A 17,627-nucleotide genomic window follows, 5' to 3' on the forward strand; every position below is an offset into this window, starting at 1 on the left:
GTAATATAAATTGAACCGCCGTATACGGAACCGTACGTACGGTGGTGTGAGAGGGGCGAAAATAATCAACTTATTTTCCCTCTACTCGATTTTAACGATGCTGCTCATACTGGTTGGCTCTTGTCAGCGATTGAATAAGGCTGATTTCTTCATCAGATAGGGAGTTTTCTTTAATAGCCCGGATATTTTCCTTCAGCTGGTCCACTGAGCTTGCTCCGGCTATGACAGAAGAAACGGCTTTTTGTTCAAGAAGATAACGGAAGGCCAGGCCATTCATTGTACGTCTGTCTGCAAGTTTGTTCTCCAGCTCGCTCAACAGCTCGGTTAATTCGCTTTCCGAATAGTCTAGAAATCCTTTTTCCTGAAATTTGCTTACCTTCTCTCGCCAGTTCGTGCTTAATAGGCCTTTGGCGAGCGGGCCGCGGACGACTACACTGATGTTGTGCTCTTCAATCAAAGGAAGCCATTCCTCGGGGCGGCGGTCGAGCAAGCTGTATTGCATCATAATGCTGACGATCGAGGAATGCTGAATGTATTCGCGAATGACGTTAGGGCGGATGGAGGAAATGCCATACTCACGGATCAGGCCTTCCTTTTTTAGCTCCTCAAACGCTTCGATGGTCTCGTCCATCGGATCTTCTATGGTGCCTCCGTGCAGCTGATAGAGGTCAATGTAATCCGTATGAAGGCGCCTTAAGCTCTCCTTGACCGCACTTTTTATGTATGCCTTTGATGGATCCCATGACCAGCCTTCCTTGCCATGCTCCCATCGGTTGCCAGCTTTAGTCGCGATAACCACCTGGTCGCGCACATTCTTCAGCAGCTTGCCGATGATGGCCTCATTTTCACCAAAGTCGTACAGGTCAGCTGTGTCAAAGTAATTGATGCCTTCCTCAAGAGCGGCGTCAATAATAGACTGGGCAGCTTTCTCGTCGGTTCCTAGTGACATGCATCCGAGGGCTAGTTCGCTGACGTGCAAATTTGAATTTCCCAGCGTACGTTTCTTCAAGCTCATCCTCTCCTTTCTTCCTTATCATATCGGAGGGAAATCCGCTTGGACAAATAATCTGTCTGCTTCTTATTTGGCTTGCGGCTATGGTACACTCATGAAAAAGGAGTGGAGGAATAAGGATGAATAAATTTGAAGAGAAGACCATTCAAACGGAAATGATTTTTGAGGGCAAGGTTGTAAAGCTTCAAGTGGATGATATTGAGCTTCCTGATGGAAAGAAGGCAAAGAGAGAGATTATTAAACATCCTGGGGCCGTTGCGATTCTTGCTTTAACAAATGAAGGAAGGATTGTTCTCGTTGAACAGTACCGCAAAGCACTGGAACGTTCTATTATTGAAATCCCTGCCGGCAAGCTCGAAAAGGGAGAAGGCCCTGAAGCAACTGCCCGCCGGGAGCTGGAAGAGGAAACTGGATATGTGTGTCAGAGTATGAAGCTTCTGCAGTCCTTCTATACTTCTCCAGGATTTGCTGATGAACTCGTCTATTTATATTTAGCGGAGGGGTTAACGCAAAAAGAGGAGCGTTTAATGCCAGATGAGGATGAATTCGTTGAACTGATGGAAGTAACACTGGAAGAAGCGGAGAAAATGATCAAGGACCAGCGCATCCACGACGCCAAAACAGCTTACGCGATCCAGTATTTGCAGCTGCAAAAGGCTCTGACTGAATAACAGAAGGAAAGGGCAGCCGTGTAAGCATACCCTCCTTTTTCCGCGCATACATTGGAGTAGCGGAAAAAAGGAGGAGCTTATATGCAGAAAAGGTTATCCCAGGTTGCTATCAGTAAACACATTCAGGCGCATGCCTCCATCTATGTATTCGTAGCTGTCTTGTTTTTCATGGGGGTCGTCTTTGGGGCAATCGTTGTGAACAGCCTTTCCCTCGTTCAAAAGGAAGACCTGGCCTACTACTTACAGCAATTTTTTGGACAAGTATCATCGGGACAAATTGCCGATTCAGAGGACTTATTCCAGCAGAGCTTTATTCATAATGTGAAATATTTAGGCTGTATGTGGCTGTTTGGCATTTCGATCATCGGGTTGCCGCTTATTTTTATCTTCTTATTCATGAAGGGCATTGTGGTCGGCTTTTCTGTCGGCTTCCTTGTTCAGCAGATGAACTGGGACGGTTTCTTTGTAGCAGTGGCTTCTATCCTGCCGCAAAATTTAATTATCGTTCCAGCTTTCATTTTCGTGGCCTCTGTTTCTACTGCTTTCTCCCTTCAGCTGATGAAAAAAGTGTTCATGAAGCAGTCTGGCCATTTTCAAATGTCTGCGCTGTTATCGAAGTATTTTCTGTTCTTCTTGGCGGCTGTTGGCATGGCCGCTCTGGCTGCCGGCATTGAAGCCTATATATCTCCTGTACTTATGCAGATTGTCATTAAATAAACTCAATGGTGTAATAGCGATTTATCCGGCCTTTTCCTTTAAGGAAGGAAACAAGGGTGTACTCTGTAGTCTTTCTTAAATAATAATCATTTTGTGGTGATACATTATAATAATTTCATTTTGCAACTTCCTCCCATTTTGTTATAATAAACATACATCGGCGAGGGAGGGCTAATTATGGAAAGCCGGATTGATCGTATTAAGAAGCAATTACATTCTGCGAGTTATAAATTGACACCCCAGCGAGAAGCCACTGTTCGGGTGCTGCTTGAACATGAAGAAGATCATCTAAGCGCAGAAGATGTCTACCTCCTCGTTAAAGAAAAGGCACCAGAAATAGGGCTGGCTACTGTCTACCGAACACTAGAGCTATTAACCGAACTGAAAGTAGTGGATAAGATAAATTTTGGAGACGGCGTTTCCCGCTATGACTTGCGTCAAGAGGGAGCGGCTCATTTTCATCATCATCTTGTATGTATTGAGTGCGGATCTGTAGATGAAATCCAAGAAGATTTGCTCGGAGAAGTGGAGCAGGTTGTAGAACGCGATTGGAAGTTTCAGGTAAAGGACCACCGCCTGACGTTTCATGGCGTCTGCTGGCGTTGTCAGGAGAAAGCAGAACAAAAACAAACAACAAAAGAATCGATGGAAACACAACACGTTGAATAAAAAGCCTTTCGCCCAATCGAAGGGCTTTTTATATTCTTACATACAAGGAAGATGAAAATAAAAATAGGATCAAAAAGTCGGCCGGTGTCTGGACGGCTGTTCTAATCGATTCTCCTTCTCTCATATGCTTGTATTAAAAAGCAGGCAGGTGAGGAGCGAGTGAGACGGGAATGGTTAGGTACTGTGTGGCAGGCTGTGAAGATCTTTCTTTTTTTTACATGTTGTACACTGCTGTTTTATATCGCCATGCTCTGGGTGCAGAGCAAATATGTAGAACAGCACCGTTACGAGAAGCCCGCTGGAGAAGCGATTAAGGTAGCATACTTGTCAGAGGGGACTCGCGAGGTGTGGCTGGAACGGCTGCTGCTATTTTATTTGGATGGGGAGTAATGTGAAATGAAAGAACGTCTAGAAGACTTTGTTCATTATATGGTTGTAGAAAAAGGATTATCAAAAAACACCATTTCGGCTTACAAGCGTGACTTAACTCATTATTTATTATTCTTAAATAAAGTAGAGCAGGTTGACTCATTGCAAGACGTGACGAGAACTCATATTGTCCAGTTTTTGGGCCATTTAAAGGGGGAAGGAAAGTCATCAAAGACGATTGCCCGTCATGTGGCATCTGTGCGGGCTTTTCATCAGTTTCTGCTAAGGGACAAGGCGGTAGACCAGGACCCGTCTGTTCATATTGAACCCCCTAAAATGGAAAAGACATTGCCAAAAGTATTGAGCCTCACTGAGGTAGAGGCGCTATTAGAAGCGCCTGATGCTTCTACTCCCTTCGGCCTGCGTGACCAGGCAATGCTAGAACTCTTATATGCAACAGGCATGCGGGTAAGTGAAATGACTTCGCTGGATTTGGATGATGTTCATTTAACAATGGGCTTTGTTCGCTGTACTGGAAAGGGGAACAAAGAGAGAATTATTCCAATCGGAAAAACGGCCATCCAGGTGATTGAGAGTTACCTGAATACCGGTCGGCCTAGGCTGAAGTCGAAGAAGTATCCAGAAGAGGCCTTATTCTTAAACCACCACGGCAAACGCTTATCGAGGCAGGGGTTTTGGAAAATCCTCAAGGCGCTGGCGAAGAAAGCGAACATCGAGAAGGAATTGACTCCTCATACACTCCGGCACTCCTTTGCTACTCATCTGCTTGAGAACGGGGCGGATTTGCGGGCAGTACAGGAAATGCTGGGCCATGCGGACATTTCTACAACTCAAATTTACACTCATGTAACGAAGACAAGAATGAAAGACGTTTACTCACAATTTCATCCAAGAGCTTAATGCTGTTCCGGTGACGGACGGCATTTTTCTTGTCAATAGAAAGAGAAAAGAGTAGAGTGAAGATGTAAAGGTCAGACATCTGACGAATGAATAGGATTATTCAAGTGAGAATAGGGTAAGATGGTCAGTAGGAGAACAAAAATGGAGGGAACGAAATGACGACATCTACATACAAAAGAGTGCATTTAATTGTAATGGATTCCGTAGGCATAGGGGAAGCACCGGATGCTGCGCAGTTTAATGACGCCGGTGCAGATACGCTTGGTCACATTGCTGAAAGAATGAACGGATTGCGTCTGCCAAACATGGAACGGCTTGGTTTAGGAAACATTCGCGAACTTCAAGGTGTAAATAAAGCCGATCAGCCGCTCGCTTATTATACGAAAATGCAGGAAGCCTCCAGCGGCAAAGATACGATGACGGGTCATTGGGAATTAATGGGTCTCCATATCGGGACGCCCTTCCGAGTGTTTCCCGACGGGTTTCCAAAGGAACTGATTGATGATCTGGAGCAGAAGACAGGCAGAAAAGTTATAGGAAACAAGCCGGCAAGCGGCACGGCTATTTTAGACGAGCTGGGTCCGGAGCACATGGAAACAGGGGCTATTATTGTCTACACATCAGCAGATTCTGTGCTTCAAATAGCTGCACATGAGGAAGTGGTTCCGCTTGAGGAGCTTTACCGTATTTGTGAAATCGCGCGTGAATTGACGCTTGATGAAAAATACATGGTAGGACGTGTCATCGCCCGCCCGTTTGTCGGAAAGCCGGGAGCCTTTGAACGCACGCCAAACCGTCATGATTACGCGCTTAAACCATTTGACCGCACAGTGATGAATGAATTAAAGGACGGCGGCTACGATGTGATCGCCATCGGAAAAATTTCTGACATTTATGACGGAGAAGGCGTAACAGAAGCCATCCGCACGAAGTCTAATATGGACGGCATGGACCGTTTCATTGAAACATTTGATAAGGAATTTACGGGTCTCAGCTTCATTAACCTCGTGGACTTTGATGCTTTGTTTGGCCACCGGCGTGACCCGGAAGGATACGGACGAGCGCTTGAGGAGTTTGATGCCCGCCTTCCGGAAGTGTTTGCTAAGATGACAGAAGAGGATTTGCTAATTATTACGGCTGACCACGGAAATGACCCTGTTCACCATGGAACTGACCATACGAGGGAGTATGTGCCTCTTTTAGTCTATACAAAGCGTAAAGCTGAAGGAAAGCAGCTGCCAATCAGAAAAACATTCGCGGATGTAGGCGCTACGGTGGCAGAGAATTTCAACGTAAATAAGCCCGCCTATGGGGAAAGCTTTTTAGAGGAACTAAATTAAAGGGGGAAAGAGGAATGGATAAAGTAAATATACAGGAAGCGGCTGACTTCCTTCGGGAGAAAGGCAGCAAACAGCCATCGATCGGTCTCATTCTAGGTTCGGGCCTTGGTGTGCTTGCTGATGAAATCGAGGAGGCTGAAAAAGTGGCCTATGAGGATATCCCTCATTTTCCTGTTTCTACAGTAGAAGGCCATGCCGGGCAGCTGGTATTTGGCACGCTTGCAGGAAAAGAAGTGGCGGCGATGCAGGGGCGCTTTCATTATTACGAGGGGTATTCCCTTGATCAAGTAACGTTTCCTGTTCGCGTCATGAAGGCACTTGGCATAGAGACTATTATTGTGACGAATGCAGCGGGAGGCGTAAATGAATCATTCTCCCCTGGTGACTTGATGATTATTACCGACCATATTAACAACATGGGCGGCAATCCGCTGATTGGCCCGAACGATAAGGATCTTGGTGTGCGCTTTCCGGATATGTCGGAAGCCTATAGCAAAAGGCTGCGCCAGCTGGCTAAAGAAACGGCTGAAACAATCGGCTTAGCTGTGAAGGAAGGCGTATACATGGCTAATACAGGTCCAATTTATGAAACGCCGGCAGAGGTAAGGTTGGCAAGAGTGCTTGGCAGTGATGCAGTAGGGATGTCTACTGTACCTGAAGTGATCGTTGCGCGCCACAGTGGAATAGAAGTGCTCGGTATTTCATGCATTTCCAATATGGCTGCAGGCATCCTTGATCAGCCTCTTACTCATGACGAAGTAATAGAAACGACAGAGAAGGTAAGAGCTGATTTTCTCCGTTATGTAAAAGAAATTATTAAATCGATATGAAGGGCGGGATTGGAATGAGAATGGTCGACTTGATCCAAAAAAAGCGGGATGGCCAGCAGCTGTCGACAGAAGAAATTCAGTGGATTATTGAGGGCTATACGAATGACACCATCCCTGACTATCAAATCAGTGCGCTCATGATGGCCATCTATTTTAAGGGGATGACAGAGCAGGAACGCGCCGACTTAACGATGGCTATGGTGGCCTCTGGTGACCAGATAGACCTGAGCGCCATTGACGGCGTGAAGGTGGACAAACACTCTACGGGAGGCGTAGGAGATACGACTACGCTTGTGTTAGGTCCTCTCGTAGCTGCTGTAGGTGTACCGGTAGCGAAAATGAGCGGCCGCGGGCTTGGGCATACAGGCGGAACGATTGATAAACTAGAGTCTATCTCAGGATTTCATGTTGAAATCAATAAAGATGAATTTATTGACTTAGTTAATAAAAACAAGCTGGCGGTTGTCGGACAAAGCGGTAACTTAACGCCTGCTGATAAGAAGCTGTACGCCCTTCGCGATGTAACGGCTACAGTGAACAGCATTCCCTTGATCGCAAGCTCTATCATGAGCAAGAAAATCGCTGCTGGAGCGGATGCGATTGTCCTTGATGTGAAAACTGGGGCAGGAGCTTTTATGAAAACATTGGAGGACTCCCGTGAATTGGCTCAGGCTATGGTGCGAATCGGCAACAATGTGGGCCGTAGAACACTGGCGGTGATTTCGGACATGAGTCAGCCGCTTGGCTGGGCGATCGGCAATGCGTTGGAAGTGAACGAAGCGATTCAAACGCTGAAAGGAGAAGGGCCGGAAGATTTAACGGAACTGTGCCTCGTTCTTGGCAGCCAAATGGTATATGCGGCAGGGCAAGCCGAAACACTCGAGGATGCACGTCAGCAATTGATTAAAGTCATTAATACGGGGGAGGCACTTGAGAAGTTCAAGACGTTTGTCGCTGCTCAAGGCGGCGATGCCTCTGTAGTAGATGATCCTTCTAAATTGCCACAGGCGAAGTACCAGATCGAGCTCCCGGCAAAAGAGGCAGGCTATGTCTCAAGCATTGTTGCTGATCAGATCGGTACGGCGGCGATGTGGCTGGGGGCTGGCCGCGCCACGAAGGATTCGGTCATTGACCTTGGTGTCGGTATTGTACTTACTAAAAAAATTGGCGATGAAGTCAAAGCAGGTGAACCCCTCGCTGTGATACACAGTAATACTGAGGAGGTAAACCATGTGAAAGAGGAGCTGTACAGAAGCATTCTTCTTTCCAAGGAGCCGGTTACTCCTCCCGTTTTAATCCACGAGGAAATTACAGAATAAAATAGCTCTGCAAGAAACACATCTCTCGTGTTCCGGCGGTCCGGAAGAAGCATCTTTTTATAGGATGCTTCTTTTTTTGTATAAAAATAGGCGGGATGGAAAAGATGGGTGTATATCGATTGGGAAGATAACCATCTTATGGGAGGTCATTCACTTATGAAGCGAGTTTTTCCTTTAACCGCCGTTATATGCTTGGTTTGGTCTGCGCTTTTTTCAACAGGGATGGTCCATGCAGAGGACGACAAGGTCAAACTGGCCGAGCAGACAAAATCAGCTATATTGATTGAACAAACAACAGGTGCTGTGCTGTTTGAAAAAAACAGTGAACAGGCTCTTCCTCCTGCTTCTATGACGAAGATCATGACTATGCTCTTAGTTATGGAAGCGCTGGAAGAAAAGAAGCTGTCATGGGATGAAAAGGTGCGTGCAAGCGAATATGCCGCTTCCATGGGCGGCTCGCAAATCTTCTTAGAGCCTGGAGAAGAAATGACCGTTCAGGAAATGATGAAGGGCGTCGCTATCGGATCGGCCAATGACGCTTCTGTTGCCTTAGCTGAACGGATAGCCGGGAGCGAAGAGGCATTTGTGGAAAGGATGAATGAAAGAGCGGAAGAGTTGGGGATGAAACAAACGAAGTTTAAAAATGCTACCGGACTGCCGGTCGAAGGCCATCATAGCTCAGCACACGATATGGCGATCATGGCGAGAGAGCTGCTTAAGCATAAAGATATCTTAACATTTACCAGCACATATGAAGATTATCTACGGGAAGACAGCGATAAGAAATTCTGGCTTGTAAATACAAACAGACTGGTGAAATTTTATCCGGGCGTAGATGGTTTAAAAACAGGCTTTACGAATGAGGCGAAATATTGCCTCACAGCTACCGCGTCAAAAAATAATATGAGAGTCATTGCTGTTGTCTTCGGCGCGCCTACACCGAAAGACCGAAATGCCCAAGTCACGAAGATGCTCGATTATGCCTTTCATCAATATGAAGTGAACCCTCTTTATAAAAAAGGTGAAACGCTAAGTGAGGTTCGTGTAGCCAAAGGTGACAAGAGCGAAATCACTTTGGTAACAGGAGAAGAAGTTTCACTCTTAACGAAAAAAGGAGAGAAGCAAGGGAAGCTATCAAAGGATATTAAATTGAAAAAGAACATCCAGGCGCCGGTAAAAAAGGGAGACGAGCTCGGTCAATTAGTGATCAAGAAGGATGGAGAAGTCGTGTCTTCCACTCCTCTTGTGGCCAAGGAAAATGTAGAGCGGGCCAGCTGGTGGCAGTTTTATAAAAAAGTCTTCCACTACTTTACAAAGGTAGAAACACTTTAATGCCGAAAACTCCCTGTTTTTAGAAGATTTCTTCTAGTTTTGTCATGGGGAAGGATTGTGAGAACCATTCGTCGAAAGGCTTGTTAATCCATTAAAAAGGGGGAAGCAGAAGTGAGCTTATCAGTGGATTTAGAAGTAATAGACGAAGTGCTATGTCTAAGGCTTGCTGGGGAACTCGACCATCATGCGGCAGAAGCCCTCCGCGAGCAGGCAAGCGAAGCAATAGATAATCAAGGCGTCCGTCACATCGTTTTAAACCTTGGAGAGTTGGCGTTTATGGACAGCTCAGGTCTCGGTGTGATCCTGGGACGGTATAAACATATTAAGAAAAAGAACGGAGAAATGGTCGTATGCTCCATCTCTCCTGCTGTACAGCGGCTATTTGATATGTCTGGTTTATTCAAAATTATGGGGACAGCATCGTCCGAGCAAGAGGCACTTGAAAGATTGGGGGCAGCGTGTTATGAGAAATGAAATGAACGTACAATTTAGCGCGCTTAGTGAAAACGAGTCATTTGCCCGAGTAGCAGTCGCAGCTTTTGTTGCCCAGCTTGATCCGACAGTTGATGAGCTTACAGAAATTAAAACAGTTGTGTCAGAGGCAGTAACAAATGCCATTATTCATGGGTATGAAGGAAATCCTGCCGGTACCGTGTATGTCTCCGTCATTCTTGAGGATGATGTAGTTGATCTGATCATTCGTGATGAGGGAGTCGGTATGGAGGACGTAGAAGAAGCAAGAGAGCCTCTTTTCACGACTAAACCAGAGCTTGAACGTTCAGGCATGGGGTTTACGATTATGGAGAATTTCATGGACGAAATTGAAGTGATCTCTCATAAAGGAAACGGCACGACCGTTCGGTTGAAAAAGCAGATTGCTAATAAAAAAGCCTTATGTAATTAAGGAGTTCATGCCATGGATGTAGAGACTAAGAAGCAAAAGCCGGAAATTCTGTCAGATGACCAATTGAAGCATTTGATCAAAGAGAGCCAGGCAGGGAATCAAGAGGCGAGAGATACAATTGTTGAGCGGAATATGCGGCTTGTGTGGTCTGTCGTACAGCGCTTTATTAATCGGGGGTACGATCCAGATGACTTATTTCAAATCGGCTGTATTGGCTTGCTTAAGTCAGTAGACAAGTTTGATTTAAGTTATGATGTGAAATTCTCTACTTATGCCGTACCTATGATCATTGGTGAAATTCAGCGCTTTATTCGGGATGATGGCACGGTTAAAGTTAGCCGTTCACTAAAAGAAACAAGTAACAAGATCCGTCGGGCAAGAGAGGAACTGCTGAAGCTTCACAGCCGGACACCGAGCATCCAGGAGATAGCCGACTATTTGCAGATCTCTGCAGAAGAAGTGGTGATGGCTCAGGAAGCAGCCCGCTCTCCTTCCTCTATTCACGAAACCGTATATGAAAATGACGGGGATCCGATTACGCTGCTTGATCAGATGGCAGATAAGAATAGTCAGCACGCTTTTGATCAAGTTGTTTTAAAAGAAGCGATCAGGGAGCTGGATGAAAGAGAGAGACTGATCGTTTACTTACGTTATTATAAGGACCAGACGCAATCTGAAGTAGCCACGCGGCTCGGCATTTCGCAAGTTCAGGTCTCCAGGCTCGAAAAAAAGATTTTATCACAAATGAAGGATAAAATGGGAATGCCTTAAGGCCATCAGCCGGCAAACAATGTCTTGTTTGCCGGCTTTTTATATGCATTAATGCATGAATCCCTCTAGTTACGCCCATATTAATACACAAGAACTTATGAACAGGGTGGGAAAGTGATGGAAGCGATCGTTTATATTCGACTTCGCCACCGTGTACGCCATCCGCAGAATAAAACGGTGAAGCTGAGAGACATTGCGGAGGTCATAGCGCCAGAGCATTTGCAGGGTGATTTGCTGTATACGGATATTTATAAAGTAAGAAAGAGAGAGATGCCTGTTGCTGTAGTAGATGCGATGATCGTGATCGAGAAGCTTCACGAGCAATGGCCCGGTATCGATATTCAGTTTATTGGTCCTGCGCAAACGATCGTTGATACATCATCGCCAGCAAGAAAGCCGTGGCCGCTTTTTCTGTTCGTTTGGCTTTTATTATTCGTAGGAGCAGGTCTCACCATTATGAATTTCCATGAAGATGTCAGTATGCCGGAGGTTCATATTAAGCTGTATGAAATAGTGACGGGAGAAACAACGGAGCAGCCTCTCATTTTTCAAATTCCCTATTCCATCGGGCTTGGAGCAGGAATGATTCTATTCTTTAATCATTTATTCAAAAAACGCTTAAACGAGGAGCCGAGCCCTATGGAAATCGAGATGTTTAATTATCAGCAGGATATGGATCAGTACGTCATTGTGCATGAGAGAAAAGAAGGAAGAATAAGTGATGATGACCCTCATTCATAGCTTGCTGCTCATCTTTATGGGGCTGGCGGGTGGACTGGCGGTAGGAGCTGGCTTTATTGCTTTCATTACAGTACTAGGAATTATTCCCCGCCTCATGCAGGTGACAGGCACATGGAGGAAGGTGAAAAGCTACGAATGGGCCGTTATTGCTGGAGTGCTCGCGGGCACGCTTGTCAGCTTTGTGCCGGTAAAGCTGTATATATCAGCAGTGTGGCTTGCTCCAATGGGCTTGCTTAGCGGAGTGTTTGTCGGCTTGCTGGCCGCTGCCTTAACAGAAGTGCTGAACGTGTTTCCTATCCTAGCGAAGCGGATGGGTATCCATGAACGGATCGTTGCACTTATGATGGCGATTGCTTTTGGTAAAATAGCGGGCTCGCTATTTCATTGGCTGTATTTCATAAATCGGTAAGGGTAAAAGGATAAAGATTGCAGGGAGGGTTCAACATGAAGGATGAGCAGCTGAAGATCCCGAAAGATCCAGAGAAGCTGGATAAACTGATGGAAGAGAAAATGAGTCTCGGCACAAGCTTTGACGCGGGTGTGCGGAGGTTTACGATCCTCGGAAAGAAAGTCCATATCTACTATATTAACGGCCTGTGTGATTCGCTGTTTATTATTGGTATTTTATCGCAGCTGACACAATTGCAGCTGCATGAGAAAGAGCAGAAAAGTATACGTCCGGCCCGGGTCATCGAAAACCACCTGGTCCATCAGTCGGTGGAACATGTTGATAAAGTACAGGATGCAATCGATCAGGTGTTATCCGGTCTGATTGCTGTTGTGGTAGAGGGTGATGAACAGGCGTTAATTGTGGATGTCAGGAGTTACCCTGGAAGGCAGCCCGAGGAACCGGATACGGAGAAGGTTGTACGGGGCTCGAGGGATGGCTATGTAGAAAACATCATTATTAATACAGCTTTGACAAGAAGACGCATACGTGATGGGCGGCTTCGATTTGAAATGAATAGAGTGGGGGACCGCTCTAAGACAGATGTGGCAATTGGCTATATAGAAGGCATTGCCGACCCGAACCTTGTGAAAATCGTTAGAAAGGAGCTTAGCTCTATTGAAATTGACGGTATTCCGATGGCTGACAAGACAATCGAAGAATTTATTGTCAAGCAAGGGTTTAATCCTTATCCGATTGTCAGGTACACGGAGCGGGCTGATATTGGAGCGGCGCACTTACTTGAAGGGCATGTACTATTATTTGTTGATACTTCACCGAGCGTCATTATCCTTCCGGCAACTTTTTTTCACCATATGCAGCACGCGGAAGAATACAGGCAATCGCCGGCTGTTGGTACATTTGTGCGTTGGGTTCGTTTCATAGGGGTAATTGCCTCTTTATTTTTACTGCCATTTTGGCTGCTGCTTGCATCTCAAACAGAGCTGCTTCCCGATGCACTGAAGTTTATCGGACCGAATGAGGAAACCAACATACCGCTGGCTCTGCAAATTATCATTGCAGATGCCGGTATTGAATTCCTGAGGATAGCCGCTATTCACACGCCAACTCCTTTATCGACGGCGATGGGTTTAATCGCCGCTGTATTGATCGGACAAATTGCTATAGATGTCGGTTTATTCGTACCGGAAGTCATTCTGTACGCTTCTTTAGCAGCAATCGGAACGTACGCAACACCCAGCTATGAAGTCAGTATTGCGAACAAGCTGGCTCGTATATTTATCATTTTAGCCGTATCTTTCTTTAAAGTACCGGGGTTTGTTATTGCGACTGCGTTAGTCATTATTTATCTGGCCCGCATGCGCGCGCTGAATACGCCTTATTTGTGGCCGTTGCTGCCATTTGATCCGAAAGCCTTTTCGCAAGTATTCGTTCGGCGGGCTATTCCTGGTTCCAAGATGAGACCAAGCATTGTACATCCGGAAGACCCGTACAGACAGCCAAATGGAAAATAACGATATTGAGCTAGGAACAAATGTATGGTATATTCAGTTTAATCTAAGTTTTGCCTGCTGATAGACAGTCTGCCAAAGGGCAGCTGTCTATTTTCTCTAAAGCAGAACTGCAGTCAGGAACAGGCAAACATCAAGAATTGAGGCGATAACATGCATGCATACGGAACAGCCCGTGTAAATAAGGAAGGTCACCTGGAGGTCGGGGGAGTGGACGTTGTCAGCCTAGCTGAACATTACGGAACCCCCTTATATATTTATGACGTGGCGCTGATTAGACAGCGGGCAAGAGGCTTTAAAGAAACGTTTCAAAAGCTGGGCGTTAGCTCTCAAGTGGCTTATGCGAGCAAGGCTTTTTCGGCAATTGGTATGATTCAACTGGCAGATCAGGAAGGGTTATCTTTAGATGTTGTTTCTGGAGGGGAGCTCTATACGGCCGTAAAAGCCGGATTCCCAGCCGAACGCATTCATTTCCACGGCAATAATAAAAGCCGGGAAGAACTGGAAATGGCGCTTGCTCACCGGGTTGGCTGCATTGTTGTAGACAATTTTTATGAGCTTGATATGTTAGAAGAAGTGGCGAAGGAGCGAGGAGAGAAGGTTGATATTCTGCTTCGCGTAACACCTGGAATTGAAGCTCATACACATGACTACATCTTAACAGGGCAGGAAGATTCTAAGTTTGGTTTTGATTTAAACAATGGACAAGCGGAAGAGGCTTTTCAAAAAGCGGTTAGCAAGCCGTCATTGAAAGTGCTCGGTATTCACTGTCATATTGGTTCTCAAATTTTTGAAACAACTGGCTTTAAGCTGGCTGCAGAAAAAATTATCCAGAAACTAGCTGATTGGAAGGAGCAATTCGGCTTTACGGCAGAGGTGCTCAATCTTGGTGGAGGATTTGGGATTCGATATACGGAGGAAGACGAACCGCTGCAGCCTTCTGAATATGTAGAAGAGATTATTAAAGAAGTTCAGGCAAAAACAAAGGAATTCAACCTTGCCATGCCTGAGATTTGGATAGAACCAGGCCGGTCGCTTGTTGGTGACGCAGGTACAACCATTTACCAGACAGGATCGAGCAAGCAAGTACCGGAAGTGAGAAAATACCTGGCGATAGACGGTGGAATGAATGATAATATTCGTCCGGCGCTCTATGATGCAAAGTATGAAGCGGTGCTTGCCAACCGGGTGAATGATCCGGTGGAAGAAACTGTGTCAATCGCTGGTAAATGCTGTGAATCAGGTGATATGCTGATTTGGGATTTACCGCTTCCGAAAGCTGGACAGGGAGATCTGCTGGCTGTATTCTGTACGGGTGCTTACGGTTATTCCATGGCAAATAACTACAACCGAATTCCGCGGCCGCCTGTGGTCTTCGTTGAGAATGGCCAGGCTGAATTAGTAATTAAACGGGAAAGCTACGAAGACTTAGTCAAACTGGACCTTCCGCTGAAAGTGACAGTAAAGCAGTAAAGAAACAATAGGGGTTAGAGGTGCAGCATGGACAAAAAGAATGTTTGGTTGTTTATCATACTCTTATTAATAGCGATGGGCTGGGGAGTGTACTATGCCCTTGTTATTGTGTAATGAAGGGCCAAGTTGATCGAGTTTCAAAAATTTGGTAAAGTAATAATGAATAGTAAATACCGTTAAACAGCAATAATAATTGCTATTTAATATTGAAGAGGGATTTAGGATGCTGATTCGTTATAAGAAATCTTTTGAAAAAATAGCTATGGGTTTGTTGTCTTTTATGCCCGAAGAAAGAGATATAAAGAAACTGCAGCAGACAATGAAGGGTTATGAAACAGAAGATGATTGGCAGCTCTATTTGTGGAAAGATGAGGAAGACATTATTGGTGCTATAGGAATCAGGGTTGGAGAAGAAGTAGAAATCCAGCATATTTCTGTAAATCCGTCTTATCGGCAAGAAGGAATCGGGAAGCGAATGATCAAAGCAATAACAGAAATGCATACCGACAAACGTATCGTGCCTAGCTCATCCACCACGACTTTTTTTCAGAAGTTTGCAAAAGAGGAAGAGGGAAAAGAACAAAAAGAAGACCTGGTATAGAAACCAGGTCTTCTTTTTATATAAATAACGGCGAAGAGCTATTTCGCAGCAGCCGCTAATTGGCGGCGCGTCCGCAGAGATTCCTCACGTGCGGCCAGCACATCCGAACGGTCTCTCATCTTATGCTTGTGATAGATATATTCAGCAGCCGGCTCTTCCGCAGGCAAAAAGGAGCTTTGAAGAAAATCACGGTACTGCTTCACAATCTTTGTATCAGAGAAAGGGATGGCCATGTCTGTGAAAGACTCTTCATTTTCTATCTCCCGCAAACGGCAGGAAAGTTGATGAAGGAGGGCTTCCCTGTCAATGCTCAATTCGCCTAACTCTTCTTCTCGCTTATGAAATATTGCCACCGCTTTTGTCATTAACTTTTTAGCGCCAATGAAGTTGCCTCGGCGATGATGGTAGAAGGAAACAGCCATTTGGATCAGCCCGACCCAGACAGAATCCGGGGCCTGGTCTGTCTTCTCCTTCCAGAACTCTTCTAGCACTTCATGGCATTCAAAGTAATCGCGGTCTTCGTGAAAATGGGCCAAAAAACTCAAATACGACAACGGATATGAATACATGAATGTCCTCCTAAAATGCTAAGCTTACTATACATAATACCACAGTGAGAAACTTTCAATCAAACTAAAAAATAGTTGGATACAAACTAGAATTCTTCTATACTAGAAAGGATAAGAAGGCTTGAATAGAGAAGAATTGGTGATTAGTAATGCAGTATAACGTAAAAACAGATGTGTTTGAAGGACCGCTTGATTTGCTGCTGCACCTGATTCAGCGGCTGGAAATTGATATATATGATATTCCGATGGTGGAAATCACAGAGCAGTATTTATTGTTTATTCATACAATGAAGGAGCTGGAGCTTGATATAGCGAGTGAGTATTTAGTGATGGCCGCAACCCTTCTAGCTATTAAAAGCAAGACGCTGCTTCCTGTTTATGAAGAAGAAGCTGAAGGCGCCCTATGGGAGGAGGAGGACCCTCGTGATGAGCTGGTTGAGCAGCTGGTCGAATATAAGAAATTTAAGGAAGCCGCTAAGTACTTACAGGAGCAAGAGCGTGACCGGAATCAGTATTTCACGAAGCCGCCGAGTGATTTAGCAGTCTTCCATGACGGGGAGCCGCCGGCGCTTGCCGAGCTTAACGTTACTGTGTATGATATGCTCGGAGCTTTTCATAAGCTTCTCCGCCGGAAGAAACTGCAGAAACCTCGTACAGCTGCGGTTTCCCGGCAGGAAGTCTCTATTGAAAAGAGAATGGACGAAATCCTTCTGCAGGTGAGAAGCCGCCAGGAGCCATGCAGGTTCGAAGACTTATTTGTTGAGGGAGACAAGGAAATGCTGGTCGTTAGCTTTTTAGCTATACTAGAGCTGATGAAATTAAATGATATTATTGTAGAACAGCGTAAGAATTTCTCGGAACTGTTCGTCCGTGCGAAAGGAGGAACAGCGCATGCCGGCTGTTAACTGGTTAAGCGTCACGGAAAGCCTTCTGTTTGTGGCAGGTGATGCCGGGCTGACGCTCAAACAGCTTGCTCAAGTTCTTGAAGTGGAAGAATTTGAGGCGGCTGGAGTGATAGAAGAGCTGAAAGAACGCTACGAAAAGGAAGAAGACCGCGGAATAGTGCTGATAGAACTAGCAGGAACGTATCAGCTTGCAACGAAAAAAGAACATGCGTCCTATTTAAAGAAGCTGACAGAGCAAAGTCAGCCGCAGACACTTTCACAAGCCGCTTTAGAAACGCTCGCTATTATCGCCTATAAACAGCCGATTACACGAGCAGAGATCGAAGACATTCGCGGGGTAAAGACAGAAAGCGCTTTGCACACCCTTTCTTCAAAAGGCTTAATCAAAGAAGCAGGAAGAAGTGAGAGCCCGGGGCGTCCTATCCTATACGGAACAACGAGGGAGTTTCTTGACTGCTTTGGCTTAAAGGATGTAACAGAACTGCCGCCGCTTTCAGGCGAGCTTGCCTTCTCTGATTCAGAAGAAATGGATCTGTTTTTTGAACAATTTGAACAGGAATAAG

Annotated in this window: 21 protein-coding genes; 19 read left to right on the forward strand and 2 right to left on the reverse strand. The window is 45.6% G+C overall.

Going from position 1 to position 17,627, the window contains the following annotated elements:
- Positions 1-91: 91 nt before the first annotated feature.
- A complete protein-coding gene (locus QY97_RS02670) occupies positions 92-1,009 on the reverse strand; it encodes an aldo/keto reductase (RefSeq protein ID WP_039237883.1) in 918 nt (305 codons plus the stop codon).
- Positions 1,010-1,131: 122 nt separating this feature from the next.
- Here QY97_RS02670 and QY97_RS02675 point away from each other — a divergent pair, with 122 nt between their 5' ends.
- The 17 genes from QY97_RS02675 (at position 1,132) to QY97_RS02755 (ending at position 15,590) form a co-directional block, all read left to right on the forward strand.
- A complete protein-coding gene (locus QY97_RS02675) occupies positions 1,132-1,683 on the forward strand; it encodes an NUDIX hydrolase (protein ID WP_039237705.1) in 552 nt (183 codons plus the stop codon).
- A gap of 81 nt (positions 1,684-1,764) precedes the next feature.
- Positions 1,765-2,400, forward strand: coding sequence for a stage II sporulation protein M (spoIIM, locus tag QY97_RS02680; RefSeq protein ID WP_039237706.1), 636 nt, complete (start codon positions 1,765-1,767; stop codon positions 2,398-2,400).
- Between the two features lie 177 nt (positions 2,401-2,577).
- Positions 2,578-3,069, forward strand: a complete 492-nt coding sequence (fur, locus tag QY97_RS02685) for a ferric iron uptake transcriptional regulator (protein WP_039237708.1) — start codon at positions 2,578-2,580, stop codon at positions 3,067-3,069.
- 159 nt (positions 3,070-3,228) lie between these two features.
- Complete coding sequence (locus tag QY97_RS02690; protein WP_039237709.1) at positions 3,229-3,459, forward strand: DUF4227 family protein; 231 nt, start codon at positions 3,229-3,231, stop codon at positions 3,457-3,459.
- 6 nt (positions 3,460-3,465) lie between these two features.
- Positions 3,466-4,359, forward strand: a complete 894-nt coding sequence (gene xerD, locus QY97_RS02695; protein WP_039237710.1) for a site-specific tyrosine recombinase XerD — start codon at positions 3,466-3,468, stop codon at positions 4,357-4,359.
- 155 nt (positions 4,360-4,514) lie between these two features.
- On the forward strand, positions 4,515-5,699 hold the full coding sequence (gene deoB, locus QY97_RS02700) for a phosphopentomutase (RefSeq protein WP_039237711.1): 1,185 nt from the start codon (positions 4,515-4,517) through the stop codon (positions 5,697-5,699).
- 14 nt (positions 5,700-5,713) lie between these two features.
- A complete protein-coding gene (locus QY97_RS02705) occupies positions 5,714-6,529 on the forward strand; it encodes a purine-nucleoside phosphorylase (protein WP_039237712.1) in 816 nt (271 codons plus the stop codon).
- Between the two features lie 14 nt (positions 6,530-6,543).
- Positions 6,544-7,848, forward strand: coding sequence for a pyrimidine-nucleoside phosphorylase (locus QY97_RS02710; RefSeq protein WP_039237884.1), 1,305 nt, complete (start codon positions 6,544-6,546; stop codon positions 7,846-7,848).
- 156 nt (positions 7,849-8,004) lie between these two features.
- Positions 8,005-9,180, forward strand: a complete 1,176-nt coding sequence (locus tag QY97_RS02715; protein ID WP_039237713.1) for a D-alanyl-D-alanine carboxypeptidase family protein — start codon at positions 8,005-8,007, stop codon at positions 9,178-9,180.
- A gap of 111 nt (positions 9,181-9,291) precedes the next feature.
- Complete coding sequence (gene spoIIAA, locus QY97_RS02720) at positions 9,292-9,654, forward strand: anti-sigma F factor antagonist (RefSeq protein ID WP_039237714.1); 363 nt, start codon at positions 9,292-9,294, stop codon at positions 9,652-9,654.
- Complete coding sequence (gene spoIIAB, locus QY97_RS02725; RefSeq protein ID WP_039237715.1) at positions 9,644-10,084, forward strand: anti-sigma F factor; 441 nt, start codon at positions 9,644-9,646, stop codon at positions 10,082-10,084. The genes spoIIAA and spoIIAB overlap by 11 nt, the downstream gene beginning before the upstream one ends.
- A gap of 12 nt (positions 10,085-10,096) precedes the next feature.
- Positions 10,097-10,855, forward strand: coding sequence for an RNA polymerase sporulation sigma factor SigF (gene sigF / locus QY97_RS02730; RefSeq protein WP_039237716.1), 759 nt, complete (start codon positions 10,097-10,099; stop codon positions 10,853-10,855).
- 117 nt (positions 10,856-10,972) lie between these two features.
- Positions 10,973-11,596, forward strand: coding sequence for a stage V sporulation protein AA (locus tag QY97_RS02735; RefSeq protein WP_039237717.1), 624 nt, complete (start codon positions 10,973-10,975; stop codon positions 11,594-11,596).
- Positions 11,580-12,005: a stage V sporulation protein AB gene (locus QY97_RS02740; protein ID WP_039237885.1), complete on the forward strand. Its 426-nt coding sequence runs from the start codon at positions 11,580-11,582 to the stop codon at positions 12,003-12,005. Before QY97_RS02735 ends, QY97_RS02740 begins: the two co-directional genes overlap by 17 nt.
- A 35-nt stretch (positions 12,006-12,040) precedes the next feature.
- Positions 12,041-13,519, forward strand: coding sequence for a spore germination protein (locus tag QY97_RS02745; protein ID WP_039237718.1), 1,479 nt, complete (start codon positions 12,041-12,043; stop codon positions 13,517-13,519).
- A gap of 150 nt (positions 13,520-13,669) precedes the next feature.
- Entirely contained in the window at positions 13,670-14,989 is a 1,320-nt protein-coding gene (gene lysA, locus QY97_RS02750) for a diaminopimelate decarboxylase (RefSeq protein WP_039237719.1), read from the forward strand.
- Positions 14,990-15,212: 223 nt separating this feature from the next.
- Complete coding sequence (locus QY97_RS02755) at positions 15,213-15,590, forward strand: GNAT family N-acetyltransferase (RefSeq protein WP_039237720.1); 378 nt, start codon at positions 15,213-15,215, stop codon at positions 15,588-15,590.
- A 38-nt stretch (positions 15,591-15,628) separates the two neighbouring features.
- On the opposite strand, the gene QY97_RS02760 is transcribed toward QY97_RS02755, so the two are convergent.
- The gene (locus tag QY97_RS02760; protein ID WP_039237721.1) at positions 15,629-16,159 is read right to left on the reverse strand and encodes a DUF309 domain-containing protein; all 531 of its coding nucleotides are present in this window, start codon (positions 16,157-16,159) and stop codon (positions 15,629-15,631) included.
- A 149-nt stretch (positions 16,160-16,308) separates the two neighbouring features.
- On the opposite strand from QY97_RS02760, the gene QY97_RS02765 reads away from it, so the two are divergent.
- Positions 16,309-17,064, forward strand: coding sequence for a segregation/condensation protein A (locus tag QY97_RS02765; protein ID WP_039237722.1), 756 nt, complete (start codon positions 16,309-16,311; stop codon positions 17,062-17,064).
- Positions 17,051-17,626 carry an SMC-Scp complex subunit ScpB gene (gene scpB / locus QY97_RS02770; RefSeq protein WP_039237723.1) on the forward strand — a complete coding sequence of 192 codons (576 nt, stop codon included), beginning with the start codon at positions 17,051-17,053 and terminating at the stop codon, positions 17,624-17,626. Before QY97_RS02765 ends, scpB begins: the two co-directional genes overlap by 14 nt.
- Position 17,627 lies beyond the last annotated feature (1 nt).

The sequence above is a fragment of the Bacillus thermotolerans genome (assembly GCF_000812025.2).
Taxonomy (GTDB): Bacteria; Bacillota; Bacilli; order Bacillales; family Domibacillaceae; genus Quasibacillus; species Quasibacillus thermotolerans.